This is a genomic window from Methylibium sp. (assembly GCF_013817365.1).
GTDB lineage: Bacteria > Pseudomonadota > Gammaproteobacteria > Burkholderiales > Burkholderiaceae_C > Methylibium.
In genome coordinates, this window is the sequence record NZ_JACDCU010000037.1 from 1 (window position 1) to 15,862 (window position 15,862).

Consider the following 15,862-nt stretch of genomic DNA (forward strand, 5'->3'; position numbering starts at 1 on the left):
GGTCTATGCCTGCATCGACGGGCTGGCGAACACCGACGCCGTGATCGACTGGGCCGCCTGGTCGGCGCGCCGCCTCGAAGTGCCGCTGGAGTTCCTGCACGTACTGGAGCGCCATCCCGAGCATGCGGAGGTCACCGACTTCAGCGGCGCGATCGGCCTCGGCGCGCAAGAATCGCTGCTGCAGGCGCTGAGCGAGCAGGACGAGCAGCGAAGCCGCCAGGCACGCGAAGCCGGACGTCGGCTTCTGACGCACGCTCGCGAGCGTGCCGCCGCCGCTGGCGCGACCCGGCTCGATGCCCGTCTGCGGCACGGCGAATTCGTCGAGGCCGTCATGGAGATGCAGGCGGAAGCCGGCCTCTTCGTGCTGGGTGAGCATTACCACGCGGGCGGCCCGGCAAGACTCCACGCCGATCACCATGTGGAGCAGGTCATTCGTGCTGTGCGCCGGCCGATTCTGGTCGCCACGGCCGACGCCTTCGAGGCGCCGCGAAGGGTGGTGGTCGCCTTCGACGGCAGCGTCATGGCACGCCGGGCGGTCTCGGCGCTCAGCCGACACAAGCTGGTTGCCGGACTGCCCGTGCTGGTAGCGCGGGTCGGCGAAAACACGAGCGCGGCGCGACGGCAACTCGATGAGGCGGGCGCGACGCTCGGCGCGGCCGGCATGGCGGTGGAGACCGAGCTGGTGCCGGGTGAGCCTCAGCGGGTGCTGCCGACGCTCGTCAAGGCGCAGGGGCCGGCGCTGCTGGTCATGGGTGCCTACGGACACTCTCGGCTGCGCCAGCTGCTCCTGGGCAGCACCACCACCACGCTGTTGCGGTTGAGCGATGTGCCGGTGCTGATCTTGCGCTGACATCGGCTAGGGCGGGCGGAGCTTTGCGGGAAAGCGCCGGGTCGATCAAGCCGCCACCGAATGCGTGGAATCGGCGCGGAGCAAGCCCTTCTTCAGCAGCCCACCGCCTGCCCGTCTCGCCGGTGGTCCGAGCCCGCTGCATACGCCGCCTCCGGCCCACCAACGGTGTCGGCATTCAGCCGCACCACGAGCTGCGCACTGCCGAACTCCAGGTTGTCCGGCGCCGCGATCTGCGGTGCGTGGCCCATCGCGGTCAGGCCTTCGACCACGCTGGCGTCCACGGTCGGCTCCAGCGTTAACGCGCCCACATCGTTGATCCGCCAGCGCGGCGCGTCCGAGCAGGCCTGCGGATCGAGCCCTTCGGCCACCCGCCGCAACACCATCTGCGTGTGCCCCTGCGCCTGCATGTTGCCGCCCATAACGCCGAAGGCCATGACCGGCGCGCCGTCCTTCGTCATGAACGCGGGAATGATGCTGTGCAGCGGCTGCTTGCCGCCATTCACCTGGTTTGGGTGGCCTTGTGTGGTGACGAAGCCCATGCCGCGGTTGTGCAGCGCGATACCCGTGCCCGGCACCACCACGCCCGAGCCGAAGCCCTTGTAGTTGGACTGGATGAAAGAGACCATGCGGCCCTGCGCATCGGCCGTGCACAGGTACACCGTGCCGCCGCTGGGCGGCTGCCCCGGCGCGTAGCTGCCGCTGCGGCGCGGATCGATGCCGCGTGCGCGTTCGCGCAGGTAGGCCGCATCGAGCAGTTGCGATGCGCTCACGCGCATGTGCGCCGGGTCGGCCACGTGCGCCTGAAGATCGGCAAAGGCCATGCGCATGGCCTCGATTTCCAGGTGCATGCGTGCGGCCGAGCCGGGCGCGGTGTCGGCGTAGGGCAGGTGCTCGAGCAGGCCCAACGCCATGAGCGCCGCGATGCCCTGCCCGTTGGGCGGAATCTCGTGGACGGTGTGACCTTGGTAGTCGATGCCGATGGGCTCGACCCATTCACAACGGTGCGCGCGCAGATCATCGAGGCTCAGCGCCGCTCCATGAGAAGCCGCGAAGGCGGCAATCGCCTCGCCGAGCCGGCCTTCGTAAAAGGCGGCGCCGCGCGTGCGAGCAATCTCCTCCAGGGTGCGCGCCTGGTCTTCGAAGCGCCACATCTCGCCGACCCGCGGCGCACGGCCGCCCGGCATGAACGCATCGAAGCCCGGCTGGCTGCCCAGGTCGATGACCGCCTGCGCCCACTGCCGGCCGATCACCGGGCTGACCGGAAAGCCATCGCGCGCATGGCGCAAGGCATCCACGAACAGGTCTTCGAAAGGCAGCGCACCGAAGCGCTCGGACAGCGCCACCCAGCTCGAGACGACGCCCGGCACGGTGACGCTCTCCCAGCCGATCTTCGGCATCTCGGCCGAACCGGCGAAGCGCTTCGGGTTCCATGTTGCCGGCGCGCGGCCACAGGCGTTCAGGCCGTGCAGCGCCTGCCCGTCCCAAACCAGCGCGAAAGCATCGCCGCCGATGCCGTTCATGGTCGGCTCGACGACGGTCAGCGTAATGGCGGCGGCCAGCGCAGCATCGATGGCGTTGCCGCCGCGCGCGAACACCGCGGCACCGGCCTGTGCGGCCAGCGGCTGCGAAGTCGCCACGACGTTGCGCGCAAACACAGGCTGGCGCCCGCTGGTGGGAGCGAACTGACACTTCATGAGGCGGGCTTTCGATTTATCCGTGCGCTGCGATCGATCAACGGATGGTGACGTTGGCGGTCTTGATCACTTCGCCCCACTTGCTGCGCTCGGCCTTCGTCACCGCAGCCAACTTGGCCGGATCACCGTGCTGGATCGCATAGCCCTGCTGAACCAGCACCTTGCCGAGCTCGGGGTCGGCCAGCACCTTGGCGAGGTCAGCGTTGAGCCGCTTGACGATGTCCGCCGGCGTGCCCTTGGGCACGAACAGGCCGAACCAGTTGTCCACGTCGTAGCCCGGCACGCCGCCTTCGGCCACGGTGGGCAGATCGGGGAAGGCCGGCACGCGCTGCGTGGCGGCCACGGCCAGCGCGCGCAGCTTGCCCGCCTTCACGTGCACCATCGAGGCGGCCACGCTGTCGAACATGAAGGACACGGTGCCGGCCAGCAGGTCGGGCAGCGCCTGCGAGCTGCCCTTGTATGGGATGTGCGTGAGCTTGAGGTTCAGGCGCTGAGCGAGCAGTTCGGTTTCCAGGTGCGAGAGCGTGCCGTTGCCCTGCGAGGCGTAGGTGACCTTGCCGTCGTTGGCCTTGAGCCACTGGATGAATTCGGGCAGCGTCTTGGCCGGTACCGAAGGGTGCACGTTGAGCATGTGCGCGCCGTTGGCCAGCAGCGAGACCGGCTCGAAATCGCGCGAGATGTCGGAGGTGGCGTTCGGATAGAGGTGCCCGGCGATCGCCTGGTTGGTCAGCGCGCACAGGAAAAGGTTGTAGCCATCGGGCGCGGACTGCGCGGCGTTTTCCAGACCGATCATCCCGCCGGCGCCGGGCTTGTTTTCCACGACGATCTGCTGGCCGAGCGTGTCGCCCAGTCGCTGCGCGACGGCGCGCGCCAGGATGTCGGTGGCACCGGCCGGGGGGAAGGCGATGACCATGCGGACGGTCTTGGACGGATAGTCCTGGGCGTTGGCGAGCAATGGCCAGCCCGCAAGCACTCCCCCCGCCGACAAGGCGACACCGCCCGCCAAGCCCAGGGCGCGGCGCCTCGAAAGTGCCGGCGCATCGTGGTCGCTCGGGCTGCACATGTCGGGAGGGGAAGACTTGTCGTTCATGTCGGACCTTTGCTTGATGAGGGGAAGGATCTCGTGGACGCCGGCACCGGCGCGCAGGTCGTGCGAGCTCAGGCGCGACGCCTCGGAGTCGGCGCCGGTCGGCACGGGCCACCTGGAAACTTACGCGACGCAGCCGCGCCGGCAGTACCGTTTTCCGCAAAATACTTTTCACCCACCAAGGTCGGCGGCGTTCACAGCAACGCGCTCATCTTCACAGCGGCTTCCCGCAACGCCGCCAGCTTCTTCAGCGCCGCATCGAGCGTCAGCCGCGCCGACGGCGCGTGAACGGCAATGGCGGCGCGTGTGCGGCCTTGCGGGTCCAGCACCGGCACGGCCACAGCGATCAGACCGAGGATGAACTCCTCACGGTCGACCGAGCAGCCGCGCTCGGCGATCTGTTCGCATTCCGCACGCAGGGCCTTGCGCGATGTCAGCGTGTTGACGGTCAGGCGCTGCAGCGGCAAGTGCGCGAGCAACGCGTCGCGCTGTTCGCGCGGCATCAAGGCGAGGAAGAGCTTGCCGCTGGCGGTGCAGTGCAGCGGCACGTGCACGCCCACGTCCAGCGTGAGGCGCCAGGGCCAGGGGGCTTCCACCCGATCGAGATACAGCACGCTGGCGCCGTCGAGCGTCGTGAAGTTGCAGGTCTCGCCGATCTGCGTCACCAACTCGGCCAGCACCACATGGCGCAGGCCGCGCACGCTGTCGTGGTTGAGCGTGTCGAGCGCGAGCTGGCGCAGCGCGGGGCCGGCCACGAAGAAGCGCTCGTCGATTTCCCGGGCGAGGAAACCGCTGTCGAGCAGCTGCGCGCACAAGCGGTGCGCCGTGGCCTTGGGGAGCCCGAGATGCGCCGCCAGCTCGGCCAGCGACAACGCACGACCCGCACTCGCCAGCGCGGCCAGCAGGCGCAGGCTGCGCTCGGCCGAGGAGCCGGTGGCTGCTGTGGTTCGTCGGGTCGCGGGAGGTCGTTCCATGCGGGTAAACAGCTATCGCCGGAACATTGTGTTCCGTTTTCTTTGCTTCTAGGATGGGGTTTATCGGAACTCGACGTTCCGATTTATCGGGCGAAGACTGCCCTCCCCGTTCAGCGATTCGGCCATCGCGCCGTGGCCTGCTCGTTCGCGCGAAAGACGAGATGTCCGAAGACTTCGACTACATCGTGGTGGGTGCAGGCTCGGCGGGTTGCGTGCTGGCGGCGCGGCTGAGCGAAGACCCGGCCACGCGTGTGCTGCTGCTCGAGGCCGGGCCGCGAGACCGCTCGCCATGGATCCACCTGCCCATCGGCTACGGCAAGACCATGTGGAGCGCCAAGTACAACTGGTGCTTCCACACCGACCCCGACCCCGGCATGAACGGGCGGCGCATCTACTGGCCGCGCGGCAAGACGCTTGGCGGCTCCAGTTCCATCAACGGCCTGATCTATATCCGCGGCCAGCGCGAGGACTACGACCACTGGGCCTCGCTCGGCAACACCGGCTGGGGATACGACGACGTGCTGCCGTACTTCATCCGCTCCGAAGGCAACCAGCGCGGCGCCAGCACCTACCACGGCGGCAGCGGTCCTTTGCGCGTGTCCGACATCGCAGCGAAGCACGAGCTGATCGAGGCCTTCATCGGCGGCGCCAACGAGATCGGCGTGCCCCGCACCGACGACTTCAACGGCGCGAGCCAGGAAGGCGCCGGCTACTTCCAGCTCAATACCTGGAAGGGCTGGCGCTGCAGCACGGCCAAGGCCTATCTCGGCCCGGCCCGCCGCCGCCCGAACTTGCGCATCGCCACCGAGGCGCAGGCCACCGGCGTCGTGTTCGAGGGTCAGCGCGCGGTCGGCGTCCGTTACTGGCAGGGCGGCGTGTCCCGGCAGGCGCGCGGCCGCGCCGAAGTGCTGCTGGCGGCCGGCGCGCTGCAGTCGCCGCAGCTCCTGCAGTTGTCGGGCGTCGGCCCCAAGCCGCTGCTCGACCGGCATGGCATCCCCGTCGTCCATGCGTTGCCCGGCGTCGGCGAGAACCTGCAGGACCACCTGCAGATCCGCCTGAACTACGAATGCACGCGCCCGGTCACCACCAACGACCAGCTCAACTCATGGCTCGGCCAGATGCGCATCGGCCTGCAGTGGCTGCTTTTTCGCACCGGGCCGCTGGCGATCGGCATCAACCAGGCCGGCTGCTTCATGCATGCGCTGCGCCGCGCCGACGGCACGCGCGAGGCCGCCACGCCCGACATCCAGTTCCACGTCGCGACGCTCTCGGCCGACATGGCCGGCGGCGCGGTGCATCCGTTCTCGGGCTTCACGCTGTCGGTATGCCAGTTGCGGCCCGAAGCACGCGGGCATGTGCGCCTGCGCAGCACCGATCCGTTCGAGCCGCCGGAGATGCAGCCCTACTACCTTTCGACCGAACTCGATCGCCGCACCAACGTGGCCGCCGTGCGGGCCGCGCGGGCGATCGCCGCCGCGCCCGCGATGCGCCCGTACGTGAAACGCGAAGTCAAGCCGGGCCCGGAGGCCTCGACCGACGCCGAGGTGCTGGCGTTCTGCCGCAACCACGGCGCGACGATCTTCCACCCGAGCGGCACCTGCAAGATGGGCAGCGATGCGCTCGCGGTCGTCGATGCACGGCTGCGCGTGCACGGCCTGGCCGGCTTGCGCGTGATCGACTGTTCGGTGATGCCGACGCTCGTTTCCGGCAATACCAACGCGCCGGCCGTGATGCTGGCCGAGAAGGCGGCGGACATGATCCGCGAGGACGCCATGCACGGATAGACAAACGCAAGGGTGAAGGCCCCTCTGGCCTTCGGTGTTCGAGGTGACAACAGGAGAAATGAAATGGCTGGAGAGACGACGAGACTGACACGGCGGCGGGCGCTCGGCGCCGGCGCGGCAGCACTGGCATCGGCCGGCGCGCTGACGACCGGCCCGGCCAGGGCGCAAGGCGTCACACGCATGAAGATCCAGACGGCGGTGCCGACGTCGAGCATCTATTTCGATCTGATGAAACGCTTCGGCGAGCGCTGCGACAAGATGTCGAACGGGCGCCTGAAGATGGAAATGCTGCCCGACGGCGCTGTGGTCAACGCCTTCGAGATGCTCGACGCCGTGGACAAGGGCGTGGTCGACGGTGGCTATTCCTGGGCGCACTACTGGTCGGGCAAGAACAGCGCCGCGGGGCTGTTCTCCAACCCGGCCGCCGGCGGGGGCACCGGCATGGACCAGCTCTCGCACGTGGCCTGGCTGATGCAGGGCGGCGGCAATGCGCTCTACAAACGGTTCTACGCCGACGTGCTCAAGGTCAACGTCGAGCCCTTCATGCTGCAGCCCATGGGGCCCGACCCGCTCGGCTGGTTCAAGGCGCCGATCTCCTCGCTCGAGGACATGAGAAAGCTGAAGTACCGCGCGCCCCCCGGGCTGGTCGGCGAAATCTTCAAGGAAATGGGCATCAACGCGGTGGCGATGCCGGGCGGCGAGATCGTTCCCGCCGCGCAGCGCGGCGTGATCGACGCGGCCGAATGGATCGGCCCGGCCGACGACGTGGCGCTGGGCTTTCACACGGTCTTCAAGCACTACTACCTGCAAGGCCTACACCAGTCCACCGACGTGGGCGAAGTGCTGATCAACAAGACAGTGTGGAACAAGCTGCCTGCCGACCTGAAGGCGGTGGTCGAAGCCTCGGCGATGGCCACGATGATGGAGACCTACAGCTACAACGTCCACCGCAACGCGCAGGCGCTGCAACGGCTGAAGACGGAGTTCAAGGTCACCGTGCACGACACGCCGAAGGACATCTTCCCCGCCTTCATCAAGGCCACCAACCTGGTCTACGACCGCGAGGCGGGCAAGAACCCGTTCTTCAAGGAAGTGCTCGATTCGCAGCGCGCGTTCGCGAAGATCGTGGTGCCGTACTGGAACAAGATCAACGGCCTGTATTTCAACCTCGGCATGGAGTCGCCCAACGCCACCTGAGCGTTGCGGTTTGCAGCGCAGCGATGTCCATGCGTCGCTGCGCGTTTTTTCTTTTCGTTCCGGCCGATCCGTGAAGGGCTGAACATGACCGACCGAGATAGCGGATTCGCGCGCACGGCGCGCCGCCTCGATTTGATCGCGCTGGCTTCCGGGCACATCACCGCCTGGCTGATCCTGCCCATGGTGCTTTCGCTGACCTACGAAGTGGTGTCGCGTTACGTGTTCAACGCACCCACCGAATGGGCCTACGACATGACCTTCATGCTGTACGGAAGCTTCTTCATGCTCGGCGCGGCCTACACGCTGCAACGCAAGGGCCACGTGCGCACCGATCTGCTCTACATCGGTTGGTCACCGCGCCGGCAGGCCGCGACCGATCTCGCCTGCTACCTCGTCATGTTCCTGCCCTTCGTCGGAGTCTTCGTGTTCACCGGCTGGGGCTACTTCGAGAAGGCCTGGACCAACAACGAAACCTTCGTCAGCAGTTCGTGGCGGCCGATCACCTGGCCGTTCCGGCTGGCCATGCCGCTGGCCGGCGTGCTGCTGCTGATCCAGGGACTGAGCGAGTGCCTCAAGTGCCTCCACACGCTGCGCGCTGGGGAATGGCCCGTCCCGGCCCCCGTGCCGGAGGTGGACGCATGAACCGCCTGCCCGCAGCGAAGACCGAAGCCGGAGCCCATCGATGAGCAATGAAATCCTGGGCATCGCGGCGCTCTGTGTGCTGTTCGGCGTCATCTTCATCGGCTTTCCGATTTCCTTCACCCTCGGCGCCGTCTCGCTGGCCACCGGCTTCATCGCGCTCGGGCCGGTGGTGTTCGACCTGGCTGTCCTGCAAACCTACTCGGTCATGCGCGACACGGTGCTCGCGTCGATCCCCTTCTTCCTGTTCATGGGCTTCCTGCTCGAACAGTCGGGGTTGGTCGAGCGCCTGTTCAAAGGCATCCAGCAGCTGCTAGCCGGCGTGCGCGGCTCGCTCTACATCGCCGTGCTCGTCACCGCCACCATCTTCGCGGCGGCCACCGGCATCGTCGGCTCCGCCGTCACGCTGCTCGGCGTGATGGCCGGGCCTTCCATGATCAAGAGCGGCTACGACGCGAAGATGAGCGCCGGCGCCATCGCCGCCGGTGGCACCCTCGGCATCCTGATCCCGCCCAGCGTGATGCTGATCGTGATGGGGCCGGTGGTGGGCGTGCCCGCCACCGACCTGTTCGCCGCGGCCGTGCTGCCCGGGCTGCTGCTCTCCACCCTGTTCACGCTGTGGTGCCTGGTGCGCTGCTGGATCAACCCCTCGCTCGGCCCGGCGTTGCCGATGGAGATGCGCGCCCCATCGCTCGGGCCGGTGGTGATGGACCTGGTGCTGGGCGTGCTGCCGGTCGTCGTGGTCATCATGGCCACACTCGGCGTGATCCTGTTCGGCATTGCCACGCCCACCGACGCGGGCGCGGTCGGTTGCTTCGCCACCTTCGTGCTCACCGTGGGCTCGGGCCGCATGACGTTCGCGAAGATTCGCAAGTCGGCCTACCAGACACTCGAGGTCTCCAGCATGATCCTGCTGCTGGTGGCAGCCTCGAACCTCTTCGGCTCGGTGTTCTCTCGCCTGGGCAGCCCGCAGTACATGGCCGAATGGCTGCTCAGCCTGTCGCTGCCGCCGACGATGATGCTGGTGCTCATCCTGGCGCTGATCTTCGTGCTGGGCTGGCCGCTCGAATGGGTACCGATCGTGCTTATCGTCGTGCCGGTGGTGCTGCCGATCGTGCAGGCGGCGGGCATCGACCTGATCTGGTTCTGCACGCTGGTCGCGGTGACGCTGCAGACGGCCTGGCTCTCGCCGCCGGTGGCCTTGTCGGCCTACTTCCTGAAAGGCGTCGTGCCGCAGTGGGAGCTCAAGCAGATCTACGCTGGCATGGTGCAGTTCCTGATCCTGCAGGTGGTCGCGGTTGGGTTGCTGCTGCTGTTTCCGAAGCTCGCCACGTGGTTGCCGGGGGTCAACTGACGGCGCGGATCGATACCCGCCCGTTCGATCAGTTGCCAGCGAGATCGTACGCCGCGCGCGCCACGCCGAGACCGGAGATGAAGATCAGCAGGTTCAGCACGAAACCATGAAAGCGCGCCGGGTCGGCGCCTTCGAACAAGTGCCGGCCGATCCGGATGCCGGCGAGCATGCCCGAGCCGAGCACCAGGCCCCAGACCAGCGTGTCGGGGCCTAGCAGCCGGGACGCCGGCATCGCTCCGGTCGTTGCCAGGGCAGCGCACACCAGCGCGTAGCTTCCGCAGAACACGAGGAAAGTGATCATCGTGCCGCGAAGGGCGGCCGGCGGCATGCCGGAAGCGGTCATGAGCATCGCGGCCACCACGCCGCCGCTGGCCGCGACGCCGGTCAACAGGCCGGACACCACGCCGGCTGTCGCGCGCAGGCGACGGCTCGGCGCGAAGCGATACCCGACGCCGATGCGCAGCCCGGCCGCAGTGGTCATCAGCGCTGCGCCGACCAGCAGGCGCAGCAGCGTGTCGGGCAGCACCGTCAGCAGCGCCACGCCCACCGGAATGAACACCGCGTTGCCCGCGACCAGCCATCGCAGCCAGTCGTGGTCGGCATGGTGAGCCGTGCTGCGCAAAAGGCTGAGGCTCGCAAGCACCTCGAGCACAAGAGCGACCGGCACGATGGACGCAGGCGGCATGAACAGCGACATGCCCGCCACGGTCAGGGCAGAGAAGCCGAAGCCGGCGAAACCGCGAACAACACCGGCGACCAGCGCCACCAGCAGCCCGGCCAGCAGCAAGGAAGGCGCAATCGTCACCGTCGCTTCACCGCGGCGGCGGTTCTCCGAGCAGGCACCTCGCCGCTGTTCGCGTAGCCCAGTGCGACGCTCGAATCACGAGCGCAGGCCAGCAGCCGATCGGCAAGCGCGCGCACCTGCGTTCGCGCGAAGCGGATCGACGGCACGCTGATGCCCACGGCGGCCACCGGCTCATTGCGTGCGTTGAAGACGGGCGCGCCGAGCCCGCAAACGCCAAGCCGCCACTCCTCACGGTTCTCGGAGAAACCGCGGGCACGGGTGCGCTCGAGGTCGGCCCACAGCGCTCCGAAGTCGGTGAGCGTGTTGGGGGTATGCGGCAGCAGTGCGCCCAGGCTCTCGCGCAACGATTCATGCGTGTGCTCGCCCGCCGCCAGCAGGGCCTTGCCGGAAGCCACGCAGTAGGCGGGGGCCCGGCCACCCACGCGCGAGTACGCGGCCACCGGCAAGGGGCTGTCGAACTTGTCGAGGTAAACGACCTCCGCACCGTCCAGTGCGGCCAGGTGGATGGTCTCGCCGGTCTCGTGCGCCAACAGGGCCAGCAGCGGGTGCAGCAGCGTGCGCAGATCCGCAGCCGATTCGATCAGTGCGCCGAGTTCGAACACGCGCGGGCTCGCCCGGTAGGCACTGGTTTGCCCGTTCTGCCGAGCCCAACCGCATGCCACGAGCGTGTGCAGCGTGCGGTGCGCGTTGCTGCGCGCCATGCCGAAGGCCTGCGCCACGTCGGCAACGCGGCAGTCGCGCTGCTGTCGGATCAGCCATTCGAGCACGGCCAATCCTTTGGTCAGCGTCGAGTCCACGTGTGGCATGCTCGGCCGTTCCACTATTTGGAACGCTGTCAGAAATAGTAGAACGACTGTAGAGGCCGGTCGGGGGGGCGTCAACCTGCGGCGCCGAGGCGAGGCGCCCGTTGCGCTCATGGCGTGATCGGGCGGACGCGATCGCCGCGTCGGGTCGCTCTCTATTGCAGTGCTTGCGAAGGATTTCATACCATCCGGCACGGAGCCGACGCGGTCCGGGCCCACCCATATATATGAATCCGATGCGCGCCAACCATGCGTCCTTCGACGTGTTCGATGCGGTCTTCGCGGTGATCCCGTGGCCGGCGCTGATGCTCGGCCATGACGGCGCGGTGATGCTTACCAGCGAGGAAGTCGGCGTGCCGGCAGCCCGGCCCGAGCCGCCGCCGAGCCTGCGCGAGCGCGCCGGGCACTACATCGCCGCGCTGCGGGGCGAGCCGCCCTGGCTGACGCCGCAGGAGGTCGACACCACGCGTGCGCTGCCCTCCGGCGAGGAGGTGCAGGAGCGGATCATCCTGCGCCGCACTGACTGGGGTGCCTGCCTGATCGTCATGGCGCAGACCGAACTGCGGCAGCTGACGGGCGCGGACATCCAGGCCGCGCGCCTCGCCGCGCTCGGCTTCATGGTGGCGGGCGTGTGTCACGAGATCAGCAATCCGCTGACCTCCCTGCATTCGGTCGTGCAGCTCCTGCGCTCGGAAAAACGGCCCGATGACCGCGTGCTCGAAAAGGGCCTGAGCAGCATCGAGTCCAGCGTCAAGAAAATTTTGGACATATCGCGCCGCCTGGTGATGTTCTCGCGGGTCGGCGAGGAGCCGCGTTCGCAGTTCGCGGTGGACGTCGCCATCGACGAAGCGCTGCAGGTCATGCGGCAGGAAAAACTGCTCGACCGGATCGAGCTGCAGTGGAGCACCGATGCCTCGGCGCTCGTCTTCGGCAACACCGGGCAACTCTCCGAAGTTTTCCTCAACCTGTTTCTGAACGCGGCGCAGGCCATGGACGGATCCGGGAGTCTTAGCATCCGCACCGTCGATGCCGGCAACAGCGTGCAAGTGATCGTCAGCGACAGCGGTCCGGGCATCTCCGAGGCCGTGCTGGCGCGGATGTTCGAACCTTTTTTCACCACCAAGCCGACCGGGCAAGGCACCGGTCTGGGCCTGGCGATCAGCAGCGAGATCGTGCTCGAGCACGGGGGCACGCTGAAGGTCGAGCGAAGCCCGGCTCCCGGCGCGTCCTTTTGCGTCGAACTGCCGCGCGAAAGACCATGAGCTCTTCCGCCCCCGACGAGCCGCAGCGGCAGCGATCCGCGGAACGGATCCTGGTGGTCGACGACGATCACGGCGTGGGCGACTGCGTCGAGATGCTGCTCCAGCGAAGCGGCCACCATTGCGTCGTCGCCCGCACGGGCTCGCAAGGCCTGCAGCAGATCGAGACCGGCGAATTCGCCATGGTCATCACCGACCTGCGCCTGCCGGACGCGAGCGGCCTGGACATCGTCGCCGCTGCCAAGACGACGAACCCCGAGACGCAGGTCATCCTGATGACGAGCTACTCGTCGGTCGAAAGCGCGATCGAGGCGCTGCGCCGCGGCGCCAGCGACTACATCATCAAGCCGTTCGACAACGACGACTTCGCGTTCTCCGTCGAGCGCGCACTGAGCGAACGCCGCACGCGCCGGGAGAACCTCGCGCTCAAGCGCAGTCTGCGCAAGGCGTTCTCGCAAAACGCGATCATCGGCGAGAGCGAAGGCATCAAGCGGCTGCAGGCCATGATCGAGCGCGTGGCCGGCACCGACGCGAACGTGCTCATCCAGGGCGAGAGCGGGACCGGCAAGGAACTGGTTGCGCAGGCGATCCACTTCGGCGGCGCGCGCGCCAATCGCCCGTTCGTGCCGGTGAACTGCGGCGCCATTCCGTCCGAGTTGATCGAATCCGAACTGTTCGGCCACGCCAAGGGCGCGTACACCGGCGCGGTGAGTTCGAGCGAAGGCCTGATCCGCGAAGCCAGCGGCGGCACGCTGTTTCTGGACGAAATCTCCGAGATGCCGCTCAATGTCCAGGTCAAGCTGCTGCGCGTGATTCAGGAGCGCCAGGTGCGCCCGCTCGGCTCCTCGCAGAGCTTCAGCACCGACACCCGTTTCCTGGCCGCCAGCAACCGCAACCTCAAGGAAAGCGCGGAGAACGGGAGCTTCCGCGCCGACCTCTTCTACCGTCTGAACGTCATCACGATCCATGTGCCGCCGTTGCGTGATCGGGGCCGCGACATCGAGATGCTCGCCAGGCGCTTCATGCAGCAGTTCAGCCGCAAGTTCGGCAACCGCGTTCACGGCATGCGCGAGGATTTTCTCGATCTGCTCAACCAGTACAGCTGGCCGGGCAACGTGCGGGAACTGCAGAACGTGATCGAGCGCGCCGTGATCCTGGCCGAATCCGAACTGCTGACCGCGGCAGAACTGGAAGACATGATCGCCTTGCCGCCCAAGGACACGCTGGTGCTCAAGCTCGAAGGCGCGCCGCTGTCGATCGAGGAGTACATACGGGAGGTCATCACGCTCTACCAGGACAGCCACAGCGAGACCGCGCTGGCGGCGATCCTGGGCATCGGGCGCAAGGCCTTGTGGATGCGGCGCCGCAACTGGGGCCTGTACCGCAGCAGCGATCGCAGCACGGCGGCGCCCGAAGATTCCCGCTCGATCAAAGAGCACAACGCGAACTGATTGCAGCGCAGCATGATCATGAAGGTCGCTTCCATGACGAACCCCACCGCCGCGGCGATGACGCCTTACGTGATCCTGTCGCAGACAGGGTTCTTTCAGGACCTGACGCCCGAACAGTTGCGCCAGGTGGCGGCCTTGAGCCGCATGCAGCAGTGCGACGAAGGTCATCACATCTACGACATCGGCGAGCCCGCCACCAAGGCCTACGTGCTGGTTCGCGGCATGGTGAGGCTGGCGATCGGCCTGGGCGAGCGCAACGCCAGCGCGGGCGACATCCTGCGGCGCGGGGAGGTGTTCGGCTGGGCGGCGCTCACGCCCGACTCCAGCCTGCGCATCGCCACCGCGTCGTGCCTGACGCCCTGTCGGTTCCTGGTCATCGATGGCGCGAAGCTGATCCGGCTGATGGAAGACGACCACACGCTGGGTTACCGCCTGATGACGCAGTTGACCCGCCTGATCACCAGCACGCTCACCGCCTTCGCGGCAGGTTGAGTCGGGCACCGGGCGGCGGCGCCGCTCACAGCGAGCCAGGGACCCACCGGCGATTCACAGGGAGCGGATCAGGAGTCCTGCACCCACCGCGACGCAAAGCACCCCCACGCCTCGGCGCAGGAACCGCGCATTGACGGCATGCGCGAGGTAAACGCCGAGGCACACGCCGATGATCTCGAACACGGTCAGGATCCCGGCGAGCCGGAAGTCGATCTGGCCATGGAACAGGTTGCCAGCGCTGCCGGACACCGCCGCGAGGATCTGCACGACCTGGCTCGCGCCCACGGTGGCCAGCGGCGAGAAACCCAGCATCACCATCATCGGCACCGACAGCGCCGGCCCCCCCACGCCGGTGAGACCGGAGCCGAAGCCGGTCAGTGCGCCCACCACGAACAGGAGATTGCGCCGCGCGCGGGGCCGCCCCTCGAAAGCGGCGCGCCGCGCGGCGGCATTGCTCATCAGCGTGTAGATCCCGGCGAAAACGATCAGCACCGCGAGGATCAAGGTCAGCACCGAAGCGTCGAGCAGGGAGTTGGCCCAGGCGCCGGCAAAGCCGAACAGCGCGCCGCCCACGCACAGCGGCAGGGTGATCGACCAGTCGATGCTGCCGCGGCGCTGGAACAGCACGGTCGCGACGATGCCGGTAAAGATGAATGTGAACAGCGCTGTCGCCATCGCCGTCTGGATGGACATCGAGGTCAACAGTTCGAGCGCCGGAATGAGCAGCACGCCACCGACGCCGACTGCGCCGATCAGCAGGCCGACAATGACGGCCACGCCGCTCAGCGCGAGCATCGGCGAGCGATCGAAAGTGAGCGGACGAGGCACATGGGAAGTCGGACCCGTGTTCGGATCAGGACAGGGTGGGTTGGGGGCCGCCGCGGCGGAGCTCTGCGCTTTGTGCGGTGCACAACCGCAAGCTTGGTGCCACGAGAGTCATCGCTTTGCGTGAAGCACCGCGAGGCCGCGCGAAAGACGGAGCGCTGCAAATGAACGCTTCTATCGCTCGGCCGAGGCAGCGCTCGTTTCGCGAAAGCCGGCATTCGACCCGGCGTTTCGAATCGAAACGCGGCCAGGTTTCGAATCGAAACGCCGGGTCGAAAAGAGTCTTTTGGTAAACCCTCGACTCGGCGCCAAAAAGCGTTCACGCAGTCCCGAAAACCGACTTAACGCCGATTGCTTCGGCCCGGCACGGGCTATGCAAGTACTGGTCTTCGAGAGCCCGCCATTGCAGTACGCTGACGGCTTCAAGCAACCACACGGAGATCTTCATGTCACGCAACTCAGTCGAATGGAAAGAGCGGCCCCAGTTTCCCGAAACGCATTTCGTCAGCACCGACATCTACACCGACGAAGCAATCTTCCGGCGCGAGCAGGAAGCCATCTTCAACAAGTGCTGGATCATCGCGTGCCATGAGTCCGAACTGCCCGGTGCCTACGACTACCGGACGTTCAGCCATCCGGGCGGGGGGG

14 protein-coding genes and 1 pseudogene are annotated in these 15,862 nt (G+C 67.3%); 9 read left to right on the forward strand and 6 right to left on the reverse strand.

Going from position 1 to position 15,862, the window contains the following annotated elements; all coding sequences use genetic code 11:
* The coding region (locus H0W38_RS04300) for a universal stress protein (protein ID WP_292451514.1) at positions 1–850 on the forward strand (850 nt) is incomplete at its 5' end.
* A 92-nt stretch (positions 851–942) separates the two neighbouring features.
* Here H0W38_RS04300 and H0W38_RS04305 read toward each other — a convergent pair.
* The 3 genes from H0W38_RS04305 to H0W38_RS04315 all read right to left on the reverse strand — a co-directional run bounded on the left by H0W38_RS04305 (position 943) and on the right by H0W38_RS04315 (position 4,605).
* Positions 943–2,544, reverse strand: a complete 1,602-nt coding sequence (locus H0W38_RS04305) for a gamma-glutamyltransferase family protein (protein ID WP_292451516.1) — start codon at positions 2,542–2,544, stop codon at positions 943–945.
* Between the two features lie 37 nt (positions 2,545–2,581).
* A complete protein-coding gene (locus H0W38_RS04310) occupies positions 2,582–3,634 on the reverse strand; it encodes a tripartite tricarboxylate transporter substrate binding protein (RefSeq protein WP_292451518.1) in 1,053 nt (350 codons plus the stop codon).
* Between the two features lie 191 nt (positions 3,635–3,825).
* Positions 3,826–4,605, reverse strand: a complete 780-nt coding sequence (locus tag H0W38_RS04315; RefSeq protein ID WP_292451519.1) for an IclR family transcriptional regulator — start codon at positions 4,603–4,605, stop codon at positions 3,826–3,828.
* Between the two features lie 161 nt (positions 4,606–4,766).
* Between H0W38_RS04315 and H0W38_RS04320 the strand changes: the two genes are divergently transcribed.
* The 4 genes from H0W38_RS04320 (at position 4,767) to H0W38_RS04335 (ending at position 9,579) form a co-directional block, all read left to right on the forward strand.
* Positions 4,767–6,389, forward strand: coding sequence for a choline dehydrogenase (locus H0W38_RS04320; protein WP_292451520.1), 1,623 nt, complete (start codon positions 4,767–4,769; stop codon positions 6,387–6,389).
* 63 nt (positions 6,390–6,452) lie between these two features.
* Positions 6,453–7,586: a TRAP transporter substrate-binding protein gene (locus H0W38_RS04325; RefSeq protein WP_292451522.1), complete on the forward strand. Its 1,134-nt coding sequence runs from the start codon at positions 6,453–6,455 to the stop codon at positions 7,584–7,586.
* 84 nt (positions 7,587–7,670) lie between these two features.
* Positions 7,671–8,228 (forward strand): TRAP transporter small permease subunit, encoded by a 558-nt coding sequence (locus H0W38_RS04330; protein ID WP_292451524.1) that lies wholly within the window; start codon positions 7,671–7,673, stop codon positions 8,226–8,228.
* A 40-nt stretch (positions 8,229–8,268) separates the two neighbouring features.
* Positions 8,269–9,579 carry a TRAP transporter large permease subunit gene (locus H0W38_RS04335; RefSeq protein WP_292451526.1) on the forward strand — a complete coding sequence of 437 codons (1,311 nt, stop codon included), beginning with the start codon at positions 8,269–8,271 and terminating at the stop codon, positions 9,577–9,579.
* Positions 9,580–9,607: 28 nt separating this feature from the next.
* Here the strand turns inward: H0W38_RS04335 and H0W38_RS04340 are convergent, their stop codons facing one another.
* On the reverse strand, positions 9,608–10,384 hold the full coding sequence (locus H0W38_RS04340; RefSeq protein WP_292451528.1) for a sulfite exporter TauE/SafE family protein: 777 nt from the start codon (positions 10,382–10,384) through the stop codon (positions 9,608–9,610).
* Positions 10,381–11,190, reverse strand: coding sequence for an IclR family transcriptional regulator (locus H0W38_RS04345; RefSeq protein WP_292451530.1), 810 nt, complete (start codon positions 11,188–11,190; stop codon positions 10,381–10,383). The genes H0W38_RS04340 and H0W38_RS04345 overlap by 4 nt, the downstream gene beginning before the upstream one ends.
* Positions 11,191–11,423: 233 nt before the next feature.
* Here H0W38_RS04345 and H0W38_RS04350 point away from each other — a divergent pair, with 233 nt between their 5' ends.
* Genes H0W38_RS04350 through H0W38_RS04360 form a run of 3 tightly spaced genes read left to right on the forward strand, consistent with a single transcriptional unit; the run spans position 11,424 to position 14,389 of the window.
* Positions 11,424–12,449 (forward strand): ATP-binding protein, encoded by a 1,026-nt coding sequence (locus H0W38_RS04350; RefSeq protein ID WP_292451531.1) that lies wholly within the window; start codon positions 11,424–11,426, stop codon positions 12,447–12,449.
* Positions 12,446–13,897 carry a sigma-54 dependent transcriptional regulator gene (locus H0W38_RS04355; RefSeq protein ID WP_292451533.1) on the forward strand — a complete coding sequence of 484 codons (1,452 nt, stop codon included), beginning with the start codon at positions 12,446–12,448 and terminating at the stop codon, positions 13,895–13,897. The genes H0W38_RS04350 and H0W38_RS04355 overlap by 4 nt, the downstream gene beginning before the upstream one ends.
* A 33-nt stretch (positions 13,898–13,930) precedes the next feature.
* The gene (locus tag H0W38_RS04360; RefSeq protein WP_292451534.1) at positions 13,931–14,389 is read left to right on the forward strand and encodes a cyclic nucleotide-binding domain-containing protein; all 459 of its coding nucleotides are present in this window, start codon (positions 13,931–13,933) and stop codon (positions 14,387–14,389) included.
* Positions 14,390–14,443: 54 nt separating this feature from the next.
* Here H0W38_RS04360 and H0W38_RS04365 read toward each other — a convergent pair whose 3' ends face one another.
* Complete coding sequence (locus tag H0W38_RS04365) at positions 14,444–15,184, reverse strand: sulfite exporter TauE/SafE family protein (protein WP_292451536.1); 741 nt, start codon at positions 15,182–15,184, stop codon at positions 14,444–14,446.
* Between the two features lie 476 nt (positions 15,185–15,660).
* Here H0W38_RS04365 and H0W38_RS04370 point away from each other — a divergent pair.
* Positions 15,661–15,862 (forward strand): annotated as a pseudogene (locus H0W38_RS04370) (aromatic ring-hydroxylating dioxygenase subunit alpha); the annotation flags it as partial.